We start from the raw sequence: 13,328 nt of genomic DNA, 5'->3' as shown, positions 1-13,328 counted from the left end.
GCCGGCCCGGTGCCGCCGCGGCGGCCAACTGCGGCTGCCGTCGCAAATCTGGCGCGGCCGCGACGATTGCATGACGCCGACTCCGGCATAATCGGGGCATGAACGTACAGCCTGTCCAGGACCTGCCCGAATTCGCCACGTGGCTCAACGCCGCCCCGACCACCCTGACCGAGCTGCGCGGGCGCCCGGTGGTACTGGCCTTCGTCAACGCCGCCTCGGTGTGGTGCGCGCAACGGCTGGCCGAACTGGCCCAGTGGCAGTCGCGCAATCCCGGCAAGTTGCAGGTGCTGGTGCTGCAGGTGCCGCGTTTCGATTGCGAACGCGACCCGGTGCAGGCGCTCAAGCTGCTGCGCCGCCAAGGCCTGACCGCCCCGGCCCTGCTGGATGCGGACTGGGATGGTTGGCGCCGCTTCGGCGTGAGCGCCTGGCCGACACTGGTGCTGCTGGATGCGCAGGGCCGAGAGCGTGAGCGCCTGGTCGGTTTCGGTGGCGAACTGGAACGTGCGCTCAGCGCGCTGTGCGAGGGCGGCGCGCGCCCGGTCGACGGCGATCTGGCGCTGGCCCGCGAACTGCACCCCGAACCGCGGCTGCCGCTGCGCTTCCCGATGGGGCTGGTGGTCACCACCGAGCGCCTGTACATCGCCGACAGCGGCCACCACCGGGTGCTGGAATGCAGCCACGGCGGACGCGTGCTGCGCCAGTTCGGGCTGGGCACCGCCGATTTCATGGACGGTGGCCCCGGCGAGGCCGCCTTCCACCGCCCCCAGGGCCTGGCCCTGGAGCGCGAGTGGTTGTACGTGGCCGACACCGGCAACCATGCGCTGCGCCGCATCCACCTGCTGACCGGCCAGGTCGACACCCTGTGCGGCACCGGCCGCCCGGGCGAACCCACCGAAGGGGTGGTCGCCCAGCCGCGGCAGACCGCGCTGAACCACCCGCAGGGGCTGGCGGTGGCCGACAACCAGATCCATATCGCCATGGCCGGCGACAACCGCATCTGGAGCTACCACCTCGGCCAGCGCACCTTGAACTGGCGTGCCGGCTCGGGCGCCATCGACGAACGCGACGGCAGCGGCCACCTGGCCGCGTTCGCCCAGCCGGCCTCGGTGGCCGCGGTGCAGCAGGTGCTGTACGTGTGCGATGCGCTGGGCTCCTCGATCCGGGCCATGCAGCTGCGCGGCGACCTGGTGCAGACCCTGGTCGGTCAGGGCCCATGGGCGTTCGGCGAACAGGATGGCGCGCGCGCCATCGCCCAGCTGCAGTACCCACAGGCGATCGCACTGAGCCCGGATGCGCCGCTGCTGTGGATCGCCGACGCCGGCAACGGCCGGCTGCGCACCCTGCGCCTGGGCGGCGGCGAGCTGAACACCCTGGAGCTGCCGCGGCGCCTGCATGGGCCGGCCGGGCTGGCGCTGGGTGGCGGTGCGGTATGGATTGCCGAAACCGACGCGCACGCCGTGCTGCGTTTCGACCCGGTCAGCGGCGTTCTGAGCGACGTCCCGATCAGCGAATGACCGTGTCCACCGCTCCGGCCTTCGACGGCAAGGCATTCGCGGCGCACCTGAGTACCGCGCCCGGCGTCTACCGCATGTACGCTGCCGACGACAGCCTGCTGTACGTCGGTAAGGCGCGTGCGCTGCGCAACCGCGTCGGCAGCTATTTCAACGGCACGCCCAAGGCCACCCGGACCATGTCGATGCTGTCGCAGGTCGCGCGCATGGACGTGACCGTGACCCGTTCGGAGGCCGAGGCGCTGCTGCTGGAAAACCAGCTGATCAAGTCGCTGTCGCCGCGTTACAACGTGTCCCTGCGCGACGACAAGACCTACCCGCAGGTGCTGCTCACTCGCGAGCCATGGCCGCGCATCGCGCTGCACCGCGGCCCGCGCGCAGTGCCGGGGCGCTACTACGGCCCGTACCCGGGCGTGACCGCCGTGCGCGATACGCTCAACCTGATGCACAAGCTGTTCAAGCTGCGCAGCTGCGAAGACAGCGTGTTCCGCAACCGCACCCGGCCGTGCCTGCAATACCAGATCGGCCGCTGCAGCGCGCCGTGCGTGGAGCTGGTCAGCAGCGAGGACTACGCCGAATCGGTGCGCCGCGCCTCGATGTTCCTGGAAGGCAAGAGCGACCAGCTGACGCGCGAGCTGGGTAGCCAGATGCAGGCGGCCAGCGACGCGCTGGAGTTCGAACAGGCCGCGCGCCTGCGCGACCTGGTCACCGCGCTGCGCAGCATGCAGACCCGCCAGTACGTCGATGGCCGTGCCGCCGACCTGGACGTGCTGGCCTGTGCCACCCAGGGCGCCAACGCCTGCGTGATGCTGCTGGCCTTCCGCGACGGCCGCAACCTGGGCACGCGCCCGTTCTACCCGCGTACCAATGGCGAGGAGAGCGCCGAGGAGGTGCTGGGCGCCTTCGTTTCGCAGTATTACGTCGAGCATTCGCCGCCGCGCGAAATCCTGCTCGACCGCGAGATTCCCGATGCCGGCCTGATCGAATCGGCGCTGTCGGCCTCGGCCGAGCACAAGGTGCAGCTGAAGTGGAACGTGCGCGGCGAGCGCGCCGGCTACGTCGAACTAGCCAGCCGCAATGCGCAGATCACCCTGGTCAGCGAACTCACCAGCCGCAGCGCCCAGCATGCGCGCAGCGAAGACCTGCGGCAGATGCTGGGCCTGGCCGAGCCGGTCAAGCGGGTGGAGTGCTTCGACATCAGCCACACCATGGGCGAGGCCACGGTGGCCTCGTGCGTGGTGTTCGACGCCAGCGGCCCGGTGCGCAGCCAGTACCGTCGCTTCAACATCAGCGGCATCGAGCCGGGCGATGACTACGCGGCCATGCGCCAGGCCATCGAGCGGCGCTTCCGCCGCGCGGTCGAAGAGGACGGCGTGCTGCCGGACCTGCTGCTGATCGACGGTGGCGCCGGCCAGTTGGGCCAGGCGCAGGCCGCGCTGGCCGACCTGGGGGTGGAAGGGGTGGTGCTGGTCGGCGTGGCCAAGGGCGCCGAACGCCGGGCCGGGCACGAGGCCCTGGTGCTGCCCGATGGCCGCGAGCTGCGCCCCGGCGCGGCCTCCCCGGCGCTGCAGTTCATCCAGCAGGTGCGCGATGAAGCCCACCGCTTTGCCATCACCGGCCATCGCGGGCGCCGCCAGAAGGCGCGCATGACCAGCAAGCTGGAGGATATCCCCGGTATTGGCCCGCGCCGCCGCGCCAGCCTGCTCAAGCATTTCGGCGGCCTGACCGGGCTCAAGGCCGCCGGCGAGGCGGAAATCGCCAACGTGGAGGGCATCAATGACGCCCTTGCCGCACGCATCTACGCTAACCTGCATGGACTGCCCACGCCCACTGCGGGCGAGTAGAGAGACGCAATGAAGTTGACCCTCCCCACCTGGCTGACCCTGCTGCGGATCCTGATGATCCCGGTGCTGGTGCTGGTGTTCTACCTCCCCTACAAGTGGACCAATTTCGCCTCGGCGGCGATCTTCGGCCTGGCCGCGTTGACCGACTGGCTGGACGGCTGGATCGCCCGCCGCTACGACTTGGCTTCGGCCTTCGGCGCCTTCCTCGACCCGGTCGCCGACAAACTGATGGTGGCCGTGGCCCTGTTCCTGATCGTGCAGGGGCATCCCACCGCATGGATGGCGGTGTGGGCGGCGGTGATCGTCGGCCGTGAAATCGCCGTGTCGGCGCTGCGCGAATGGATGGCCGAAATCGGCCAGCGCGCCAAGGTGCGGGTGGCGCTGATCGGCAAGATCAAGACCACCGCGCAGATGGTGGCGCTGCTGTGCCTGTTGTATTCGGTGGCGCCGCATACGCCGATGCAGGAAATCTGGATGGGCATCCCGGTGTTCCATATCGGCGACTGGACCCTGGCCATCGCCTCGATCCTGACCCTGTTCTCCGGGCTGCAGTACCTGCACGCGGCGTGGCCGAGCCTGCGCGAGGACGAGCGTGCCGCGCGCGAAAACGCCCGGGCGAAAAAGAACGGCTGAGGGCTGTTGACAGCCCCGTGTTTGGCTGTAGAATTTCGCCTCCCAAGCGGGAATAGCTCAGTTGGTAGAGCGCAACCTTGCCAAGGTTGAGGTCGCGAGTTCGAGTCTCGTTTCCCGCTCCAGACAAGGCGTTCGCTGCGGTTCCACCGTAGTGCGGCGCAAACGCGAAAAGCGGCCTTCGGGTCGCTTTTTTGCGTTTGTTCCTCTCCCTTCGTCAGCACCGCCTGCGTGATCGTTCATGCGCTGCCGGACGGCAGATGCGCAGCTCCATCGCCATGCCCACCGTCCCGTCACTACCGCTTGTCGGCCGGCGCATGCAGGCGTCGGCCGGCCGCCTCGGCGCGACCCTGCCGGCGGGCGACCAGGATGCCCGCCGCCACCACCGCAATGCCCAGATAGGTGGTCCACTGGATCACCTCGCCGAACATCAGGGCAGCCCAGATCAGGGTGACCGGCGGTTCCAGGTAGACCAGTGCCGACGCCCGGGTGGCCGACATCCATTTCAGCAGGCGCCACAGGCTCAGGTAGGCGATGAAGGTGGAGAACACCGTCAGCCATGCCACCGACACCCATACCTGCGTGCTGCCCGGCACCGCGATCAAACCCAACGGTACGCCGGTGGCCGCCAGCAGCATCCAGGTGGCCACCGACTGCAGGAACAGCGGCAGCAGCAGCCCGTCCTGGCTGTGGCCGGTGGCCAGCACCGCCTGCCGACGCTGGTAGAGCGTGGCGATGGACAAGGTGACCGCCGCGATCAGCGGCAATGCGTACACCCCCGGGCTGAGTGGCCGGGCGGCCAGGCCGTACTCACCGGCAATCACCACGCTGACCCCGGCAAAGCCGATCCCCAGCCCCAACCATTCGTACAGGCCGCTGCGCTCCTGCCGGCCTCGGCTCAGCGATGCGGTGATCAACGGTTGCAGGGCGCAGATGACCGCGGCGATGCCGGCCGGCAGGCCGCCGCGGATGGCGATGTAGACGCTGACCAGATAGGCGAACTGGGCCAGCAGGCCGATCACCGCGTTGTAGCGCACCTGCGCCCAGGTCAGGGCAGCCAACCGGTGCCAGACCAGCGGCAGCAGGCACAGGTTGACCAGCGCAAAGCGCCAGAACAGCAGGTTGATTGCACCTGCGTCGGCGGTGCCCAGCCGCGCGCCGATGAAGCCCGAACTCCACGACAGCACGAACACCGCCTGCAGCGCCAGCAGCGAGAGCGGGCGGATCAGCACCGGCGCGCCTCGGCGCGGCCCAGCTCTTCGAAGGTGATCGGCACGATGCCCAGCGCGGCGAACTGGCGCTGCGCCGGGGTGAGCACGGTCCAGCGCAGGCGCAGCCAATGCGGGAGGGTGGCGGCGATGCCGTCGTCCGAGGCCAGGTGCCAGAAACGGTTGGAGTCCTGCCGCGCGTAGGGGCAATGGAACGACAACACCAGCGACATGCGCCGCCCGCGCTGTACCGGGCACACGCCGTGGAACACCCGGCTGCCGTAGAGGAACAGCGCGTCACCGGCCTCGTTCAACGGCGCGGCCTCGACGCTGCGGCAGTCCTGCACGTCGAAGGTGTCGATGGTGTGGTTGTGGAACAGGAACTGGCCGCCGCTGTAGTCCGCCGCATTGGACAGCACCAGGTTGAGCACGTAGTTGGTACCGTCGGTGTGCCACATGCCGACCTGTTCGCGTGGCTGGCCGGCGCAGGCCGGGTAAAAATAATTGACCTGGGCGCGGGCGTTGACCATCGGGTAGGGCAGCAGCGGCACCCCGGCGATGCGCGACACCGCCAGCAGGAACGCGCGGCTGTGCATCATGCCGTGCAGGAACGGCGACAGCGCAGTCGCCCCGCGGGTGCGGCGCGAGATGATCCAGTCGCTGTTACCTGCACAGTGTTCCAGGCCCGTGCAGATGCGTTGCAATGTGGCCACCGCCTCGGCAGTCAACAGGCGGTGCACCACGCTCAGGCCGGTGATGGCCCCCGACGCGATGTTGGGGTGGGGGCTGCGGGCATAACCCAGGTCGGCCAGGCTGCGGCTGTCGCTGATGACCGGGCCGGCCGGGGACAGCAACGTGTCCTGCCACCGGCACGGTATGTCCAGCGGGGCAGTTGTGCGCGACGGCGCGCGTTGCAGCGTCGATTTCAGCGCCAGCTTCACCCGGCCAAGGCCGCGTGCGAACAGGGGGAGTGGGGTGGTGCGGTGCATGGCGTGTCGCTCCCGCGGTCAGGGGGATGGGAGGTGCTGGGCGATCTGGCAGCGCACCGATCCATCGCCGCTGGCGAGCTCGTCCAGCACCGTGCAGTTGCCATGCAGGCGCCTGACCCGGCGGAACTGCTCGGGCGTGTACTTGATGCAGCAGTTGGTCAGCAGATAGCCGCGTTGCTGCCGCTGCTCGACCGGTTGCAGGGTGACGGCCACATGCAGTAACTCGCCGCCGATCTTCAGGCGAACCAGGTGGACGTGGTGGTCGCCCAGGGCGACAAAACCCTGCTGGAGCGCGACCAGGCTGGAAAACTGCCGCATGCCCGGATGGGCGTAGAAGGCGGTGATGCAGCTTTCCAGGCCTTCCTCGTACATCTGCATTTCCGAAATGATGCAGGTGCGCTCATCGGCCAGGGTACGGATCAGGCGCCCGGTGGCGGCCGGCGGCTCGTTGCCTTCCTGGAAACCGAACATCGTGATCAGGGTCAGGTCCTGATCGTGGCGCAGCGTTTCCTGCGTCACACTGCGATAGTCCGCAGCCAGGTAGTGGAAGCGGGCCGGGTCGGCGATGATCGGCATCAGCGTTGCGCGCATGGCGGGTTCGGAGGTGCTGTTGATGTCGATCGCGGTGTAGCGCAGGGTTGCCGCTGCCCGGGTGAGCCGGGCCAGGATGCAGCGGGTCTTGACCGGCTCGGGTCCCAGCTCGACATAGTGCACGTGGTTGCCGTCGCTCAACGCGGCGAGCCGTTGGGTCAATTGCGTCAGCAGGCTTTTCAACGAACCGTGGCCCTGCCGGTCGGTGCACAGCCCGTCGGCGCCGATGCCCTGCTCGTTGAGCGCACACATCAGCAGGAAGATCTGATGGTGGATGCGATGATCCTGTGCGGGGTCCGATGGCGGCTGCAGGGTCGAGTATTTGGCGTGATTCTCCACGGTCCACAGGGCATCGCCCTGATACGGGCCACGACGCGTGAGCGAATCGACAACGACGGCGTTCAAGCTCATCCGGCTGCCTCCATTTCTGTGACTGGGATCGGTTCTCGCCCGCGTTCAATGCCGCTTCCGGTAGCCGATCCACCTTGACCCCACCCTAGGCGCGGAGAAAAATGCTGTACAGACGAATTAAGTGGACCGGTGATTCGGCACGATCAAATCAGGTGACCTGATGGGCAGAGGCTTCGATGTCGATGTATTGCGAACCTTCCAGGCCGTGGCAAGGCTGGGGCGCTTCAAGGCGGCGGCCGAGTATGTCCATCGCGGCCCTTCGGCGGTGACCTCGCAGATCCAGAGGCTGGAGGAAAAGGTCGGGCAGCAACTGCTGGTGCGCAGCAACCAGTGCGTGGAACTGACGCCGGCGGGCAGGCAGCTGCTGGGCGAGGCATCGCGCTTCCTGAGCGCGCATGACCGGCTGTTGGCCACGCTGGCGCCGCAGCAGATGACCGGCCAGGTGCGGCTGGGCGTGCCCGACGGCTATGCCGCCGATTTCATGCGCGATTTCCTGCCGCGGTTTGTTGCCCGCCACCCGAACCTGGAGCTGGAGGTAGTCGCACGCTCCAGTGCCGAGCTCGTCGACCTGTTTGGCCGACAACAGCTTGACCTGGCCCTGGCCGTCAGTGCCGATACGCCGGGGCCGGGCGAACGGCTGTGTTCAACCCGGCCGCGCTGGGCGGCGGCGGCCGACTTCCGCCCCGATCCCCATCGACCGCTGCCACTGGCGCTGCAGCTCAAAGGCTGCCCGTATCGGGAGGTGGCCATCACGGCGTTGAAGGCGCGCGGCATCCCGTACCGGATCCTGCTGGAAAGCGCCAACTGGCAGGCGGTGCTGGCCTGCATGGACAGTGGGCTGGCCATTGGCATCGTCGAAGGAGGCGCCGCCACCGATATCTGGCCGGCCTTGGCGGCAGGGCTGGATCTACCCACCCTTCCCGAGCATCACCTCTGCCTGCTGACAGACGCAGCCCATCCTGTCGCACTGCATCTGCGCGGCATATTGACCTCGACCCTGCAGCGGGAAGATTGGCCAGGGCACCCTGAGCGGACCGAATGCTGAGCGCGGTCTGAGCCCATGCAGTGACACATCTCCGGTTGCGGAGCGCCACGGGCATCAGTGGCATGGGCATGCTGCTCATTGCTGCCGGGCCCGGTCAGCCGGTTCACCCCGTCAGCGCGGCTTTCCCTTGCGTGCACTGCACCACGTGCGGAAATTCTCTCGATCAAAGTGCGGGCATTTGTTGTCGATGGGGATGTACAGATAGGGGGCTGCAGGGTCGTAAGTGAAGTGGTAGTAGTGCTTGCGGTCCTTGCCGTAGTGCCAGTAGCCCCCGGATCCCGAGTCGATGACGTACGGGTTGAAGAAGAATATCGACGACTCGGCCGGGATGAAATTGCTGCGGTCGGTGAGCAGCAGCCACGCGTTGGAGGCAAGGTTGGAGGTGCAACTGGTCATGATCGCGCTGACGGCTGCCGCGGCGAGGATCAGTTTGAGGTTTCTGCGCGAGCCGGGTTGCATGGCGATGTCTGCTGGTGTGCACGCAAAATCGTGCCAGCTGCGCTACGGCCTGGCAATGCAATGGTTGGCAATCTGCAACGCAGGTCGATGACTTCATTCCCACTTCACCGACGCTTCATGGCCTCACCGCCGTGGCGCTGGATCCTGCGCACCCCGCTTGCGCAGGACGGCACTTCCCATGAACAGTACTTCTTCGGCATACGACTACGACCTGGTCGTGGTCGGCGCCAGCTTCGCCGGTGCAGCCTGTGCACTGGCTGCGGCGCACTACGGATTGCGCGTGTGCGTGCTGGAGCGCAAGGCCGACCCGGGCGCGCGGCTGCATACCACCGGCATCCTGGTCAAGGAAGTGGTCGAGCAGACCTGGCTGCGGCGCCTGCCAGCCGAACTGGTGCAGCGGGTGGAGCGGGTGCGCTTGTATGCGCCCAACCTGCGCAGCGTGCTGCTGGCCGCGCCGGGCTATTACTTCATGACCACCGACACGCCCAACCTGATGCGCTGGCTGGCCACGCAACTGCAGGCCAGCGGCGTGGACCTGCGCCTGCAGCAGTCCTTCACCCAGGCCCGGCGCGATGGCGAGGGTTGGCAGGTGGACGGGGCAGGGCGTACGCGCTATCTGGTGGGTGCCGATGGCGCCACTTCGCGGGTAGCCCAACGCACCGGGCTGGGTCGGGTGCAGGACGCGCTGTATGGCGTCGAGCAGGAATTTTCCGGGGTGCAGCTGCCCGAGGCCGGCGCGCTGCACTGTTTTGCCAGTACCCGCTTCGCGCCCGGCTACATCGGCTGGGTGGCGCAGAACCCCACCGGGATCCAGCTCGGCCTGGCCCTGCGCCACGATCCGGCCCGTGCCCGCCAGCCGGACATCGAGGGCTTTGCGCAGCACGTGCGCAGCGTGGTGGGCCTGCCGGCCGCGGCCCGGCCCAGTGCCACCCGCGCCGGGCTGGTGCCCTGCGGCCTGCCCGATGGCCCGATCGCAGCGCCGGGGGTAATCCTGACCGGCGATGCGGCCGGCATCGTCTCGCCGCTGTCGGCGGGCGGCATCCATTCGTCCTGGCGGCACGGCTGGGCGGTGGGCGATGCGGTCGCCCTGCACCTGCGCGGCAAGGGGCCGTCGCCCGAAGCCGTCGCGGTTCGCGCCGCGCCGCGCTTCCGCGCCAAGCGCGCGCTGCGCTGGGCGATGGATCACCTGCAGATGGACTGGCCGCTCAATCTGGCCCTGCACTCGCGCGCGCTGCGGCGGGTGGCCGAGCAGATCTACTTCCATCGGCGCGGGATGCGGATGGTGCCGTAGTTGTGGGGCCGGTGCAGGGGCCTTTGCGGGCTGTCCGACCAGCCAAGTTCACTAGCGCAGGCGCCTTGTGCGTATCCACCGGCGCACAACGCCTGCCGTATTGATGGTTGCATCTGTGCAAATGGCCAACAACACGGCTGCATTGAACAACAACAACCAGTTCATGTGGCTGCCGCGCACGGGTGGCTGATGCATTCCGGCCATTGCCCAGGGCACGGACCACAGCAGTAGGACAATCAGCAGGGCACTCAGCCGCCGCAGGCGCGGGAGCTTCCATGGGCGGGCGATCAGGGTGCCCAGGGCTATCTCCAGCGCCGTGATGATGCAAAACACGATCACTTGGGCAAGCGGATAGGGGGCCGGGCGGTCGTCATTCTGAGGTGGCCAGTAGTCCGGCTGGAAGCCGGAGGATATGTAGACGGTGACCATTGCCAGCCAAGCCAGGATCGCCAGGATCCAGAAGGGACGGGACGACGACGAGCTCATGGGAAGTGCGGCTGCGCAACTGCTGGCGTTACTACGGATAGCCTGTTGATGTCGAGCGTGAACGTGTGCTTGGCGACTGCCTTGCACTGCGGGCTTGGAATGAACATTTTGGTTAGGCTCGATTTGAGAGGGCGGCGCACGAGGAGGCTCGGCATGGCAGGTGGCTTTGCAGAAGCTGTCAGGAGTGTAGATAGCCAAGGTCACGCCAATGACGCATTGCGAATTCATCATCGGTTGCGTGGAATGGTGGGTTGCCCTCCATCAATGCGGCATTGACTTTCTGCAGGCGGGCAGCGGCGTGCTGAAACAGTCGTGCTGCGTCGAGTAGCCGCTGGCCTCCGACGGCATCGAGTGGGGAAGACGTCTGGTCGCCGTCCTGGTCGACGAGGTGTCGAACCCGTACGCGTTCTACCCCATCCTCGCAACGTTCGATGTCGTAGTAGTAGCTCTCGATCCTGGTTTCATGCGAGGCGTTGCAGTAATAGCTGCGGGAAAGTCGCAGGATCGGAAGCCTCGTATCGCCATCGGCATCAATGCCCTGCTGGCGGAAGGCGGCATGGAAATGGCCCAGCCAGAGCCCGTTGCGGTCGCTATCTTCGTAGTCGTCATAGGGGGCTGCAACCGGCAATGCCAGCAGGGACCGCACCTGGCTGGCAGGTATCTGGCTGGCAATCCAGTGCCGGTTTGACGCCCATTGCTGCAGGGCGGCCCATCCATTGAGGATCAGTGCGTTGAACTCCGGCGCGAAGAAAACGCCATCAAGCCCCACCCAGTCGGGGTCTGCCGCATGCAGATTGCTGCAGGTTGCCTTGAACAGAACCCAGCCTTGTTGCGGTTTGCGCAGCAGCAGCACGTCCGTCCATGACCGGGGCGTCGTCTCCCGTTGCTGGGTGAAGCTGACGCCGATGCCGCGGGCCAGGTCCTTGATGAAGATCGAACGCCTTGGTATGCGCTCTTCTTCCGATATATAGGCCATCGAGGTCAACTCGAGTCCGTCGTGTTGAAAGCTGTGCAGGCACCTCCCGTCCGGCAGCAGGTCCGGGTCGGACACCCGAAGGAAATTCTCGGGACTGATATTGGCGTCGGCGAACAGCGAGGGAATGGTGAAAGGTTCGGACAGCCGAATCAGTGCATCCTTGCATATGACGCTGTGACCGGCCTGCAACCGTTCGAGCATCGCGGCGGCATCCAGCGACCATTCCAGTTCCGGCTCGGATTCGTGCTGTATCAGGCATTCGGCGGCGATGATCTGCCTGAGTTCGTCGCCGTGCAGTGCGTCCAGGTCATCCACGCGTTTCAAACAGCTGACCTTGCCGAGCAGATCCATGTGGTAGTCGGTCTGGATCAAAAGGTCTGCCTTCGTGTCACCGCTGACATGCAGGCAGCCGTGGTTGTAGTCGCCCCAGTACAGTTCGTCGATTGTCAGGTTACCGCCGACATGGATCTGTTGGCCGCCGACGATGGCATTGCAGGTCGCTAGATCGCCCAATGCGACCAGGCCGCAGGCTCCGTCGGTCTCCAGGCTCCAGATATGCCGTTCGATGAAGACGCTGCCGGTGACCAGGATGAACCAGGGAAGTACTTGCTCGGCGTCCGGCTTTCGCCATGGAGAGAGTGGATCGTCCAGATCCAGGCGGTCAAGACGCAGATCGCCTTCAACGCAGAGAACGATGTTCTCTCTTGAGCGGCTACTCACATCGTCAAGGTGGAAAAGGGAGGTCTCGGGCACCTTGTCCGCGATTTCGGCATAGCCCAGTACGGTGAAGGGGCAGCCTGCCAGCAGGGTGTCTGCTACTTGCTCTGGAGTGGGTGGAAGGACTTCAGCGCGGTTGCAGGAGTGGATGATTTCACCAAACAGCTCGCTCCAATTACCAACATCCACCTCTGCCAGCCGGCCAAGACAGCTCTGCAAGGCATTGGCGATCTCCCGAGGTGACAGGGGGGGCGGGCACGCTCCATGAATGGCATCGAACGCCCAGCCGATTGCATCGTCGTGCTGCTGCCTGTGGCCCGTAGCGGTGGCCCAATCGAACATCGCATCCAGCCTTCCGTCTGCGATGTCGCCATAGACTGCACGTAGCAGGTGCAGCATGTTCCACGGAACATCGGCGGGGCTGCCGATGTCGTGGGTCGTGGCCATGAACAGCGACATCCAGAGCATCGTCGGTTCGACTTCAGCGATCACCAATGGAGTCGGCCAGCGGTGAGAGTGCACCTTGGAATTGTCCACTTCTTTCCGCCATAGGGCGACATCCTGCGGGCCGGCGGGCTTGCGCATGAAGCAGGCGGCGAAGTGGGCCATTTCGGCCGGGTCTTGGAACAGCGGCGACAGCACCTGGTTAGCGTCCGGGTCGTGGCCGAAGTAGTGGCGCGCGCCAGCCAGAAGCAACGATTCGATATTGCCGACTGCATCACGGCGGCCAAACAGTGGGTTGGGCAAAGGAAGGGGCACTATTCCGGTCTTGGTAGGTAGGCGTGCCAGTTTCCCGTGACGTCCCGCGCCAAACCATGCAACTTGTTGAGGCTTGGGGTGTTGGAATGGCCGCGTACGGTCGGCGTTGGCGCGCAGTCCCTGGCATACGTGCTGCACCTGGCCGCACCGCTGGGCTGGTACGGCTCCTGGTGGCGGGGGATCGGCAGAGTCGTCTCGATTGTGTGGTCCGGGCAGTTCCGGGCTGTTGACGGCGTGAAGGAAAATCGACACAATGGCGCTCCTTCGACGCAGGTCGAGGGGCCGACAGCCTCCAGCGCCCCAGGGTGCGGTGCGGTCGGGGCAAGCGAAAGTCTGCGGGAATAGCTCAGTTGGTAGAGCGCAACCTTGCCAAGGTTGAGGTCGCGAGTTCGAGTCTCGTTTCCCGCTCCA

Annotated in this window: 11 protein-coding genes and 2 tRNA genes; 7 read left to right on the top strand and 6 right to left on the bottom strand. The window is 66.5% G+C overall.

Annotation, left to right across the window (positions count from 1 at the left end; all coding sequences use genetic code 11):
* Positions 1 to 98: 98 nt before the first annotated feature.
* From IC535_RS11815 to IC535_RS11800, 4 genes are all read left to right on the top strand, one after another.
* Positions 99 to 1,514, top strand: coding sequence for a hypothetical protein (locus IC535_RS11815; protein ID WP_228887203.1), 1,416 nt, complete (start codon positions 99 to 101; stop codon positions 1,512 to 1,514).
* Positions 1,511 to 3,355 (top strand): excinuclease ABC subunit UvrC, encoded by a 1,845-nt coding sequence (uvrC, locus tag IC535_RS11810; RefSeq protein ID WP_228887204.1) that lies wholly within the window; start codon positions 1,511 to 1,513, stop codon positions 3,353 to 3,355. Before IC535_RS11815 ends, uvrC begins: the two co-directional genes overlap by 4 nt.
* Positions 3,356 to 3,364: 9 nt before the next feature.
* Complete coding sequence (pgsA, locus tag IC535_RS11805; protein ID WP_228887205.1) at positions 3,365 to 3,988, top strand: CDP-diacylglycerol--glycerol-3-phosphate 3-phosphatidyltransferase; 624 nt, start codon at positions 3,365 to 3,367, stop codon at positions 3,986 to 3,988.
* 46 nt (positions 3,989 to 4,034) lie between these two features.
* A tRNA-Gly gene (locus IC535_RS11800) sits at positions 4,035 to 4,110 on the top strand.
* A gap of 171 nt (positions 4,111 to 4,281) precedes the next feature.
* Here IC535_RS11800 and IC535_RS11795 read toward each other — a convergent pair.
* Genes IC535_RS11795 through IC535_RS11785 form a run of 3 tightly spaced genes read right to left on the bottom strand, consistent with a single transcriptional unit; the run spans position 4,282 to position 7,184 of the window.
* On the bottom strand, positions 4,282 to 5,217 hold the full coding sequence (locus tag IC535_RS11795; protein WP_228887206.1) for a DMT family transporter: 936 nt from the start codon (positions 5,215 to 5,217) through the stop codon (positions 4,282 to 4,284).
* The gene (locus IC535_RS11790; protein WP_228887207.1) at positions 5,211 to 6,182 is read right to left on the bottom strand and encodes a 2OG-Fe(II) oxygenase family protein; all 972 of its coding nucleotides are present in this window, start codon (positions 6,180 to 6,182) and stop codon (positions 5,211 to 5,213) included. Before IC535_RS11790 ends, IC535_RS11795 begins: the two co-directional genes overlap by 7 nt.
* An 18-nt stretch (positions 6,183 to 6,200) precedes the next feature.
* Positions 6,201 to 7,184, bottom strand: a complete 984-nt coding sequence (locus tag IC535_RS11785) for a hypothetical protein (protein ID WP_228887208.1) — start codon at positions 7,182 to 7,184, stop codon at positions 6,201 to 6,203.
* Between the two features lie 160 nt (positions 7,185 to 7,344).
* Between IC535_RS11785 and IC535_RS11780 the strand changes: the two genes are divergently transcribed.
* The gene (locus IC535_RS11780; RefSeq protein ID WP_228887209.1) at positions 7,345 to 8,229 is read left to right on the top strand and encodes a LysR substrate-binding domain-containing protein; all 885 of its coding nucleotides are present in this window, start codon (positions 7,345 to 7,347) and stop codon (positions 8,227 to 8,229) included.
* A gap of 111 nt (positions 8,230 to 8,340) precedes the next feature.
* On the opposite strand, the gene IC535_RS11775 is transcribed toward IC535_RS11780, so the two are convergent.
* Positions 8,341 to 8,688, bottom strand: a complete 348-nt coding sequence (locus IC535_RS11775) for a hypothetical protein (protein ID WP_228887210.1) — start codon at positions 8,686 to 8,688, stop codon at positions 8,341 to 8,343.
* A 178-nt stretch (positions 8,689 to 8,866) separates the two neighbouring features.
* Between IC535_RS11775 and IC535_RS11770 the strand changes: the two genes are divergently transcribed.
* Positions 8,867 to 9,979 (top strand): NAD(P)/FAD-dependent oxidoreductase, encoded by a 1,113-nt coding sequence (locus tag IC535_RS11770; protein ID WP_228887211.1) that lies wholly within the window; start codon positions 8,867 to 8,869, stop codon positions 9,977 to 9,979.
* Between the two features lie 51 nt (positions 9,980 to 10,030).
* On the opposite strand, the gene IC535_RS11765 is transcribed toward IC535_RS11770, so the two are convergent.
* Positions 10,031 to 10,465 carry a hypothetical protein gene (locus IC535_RS11765; protein WP_228887212.1) on the bottom strand — a complete coding sequence of 145 codons (435 nt, stop codon included), beginning with the start codon at positions 10,463 to 10,465 and terminating at the stop codon, positions 10,031 to 10,033.
* 178 nt (positions 10,466 to 10,643) lie between these two features.
* Positions 10,644 to 12,917: a hypothetical protein gene (locus IC535_RS11760; RefSeq protein WP_228887213.1), complete on the bottom strand. Its 2,274-nt coding sequence runs from the start codon at positions 12,915 to 12,917 to the stop codon at positions 10,644 to 10,646.
* A gap of 335 nt (positions 12,918 to 13,252) precedes the next feature.
* Here IC535_RS11760 and IC535_RS11755 point away from each other — a divergent pair.
* Positions 13,253 to 13,328, top strand: a tRNA-Gly gene (locus tag IC535_RS11755).

The organism is Stenotrophomonas rhizophila (genome assembly GCF_020857975.1).
In the GTDB taxonomy this organism is placed as follows: domain Bacteria; phylum Pseudomonadota; class Gammaproteobacteria; order Xanthomonadales; family Xanthomonadaceae; genus Stenotrophomonas; species Stenotrophomonas rhizophila_C.
The sequence above is the reverse complement of the archived record's forward strand: the minus strand, read 5'-3'. Positions and strand labels throughout refer to the sequence as shown.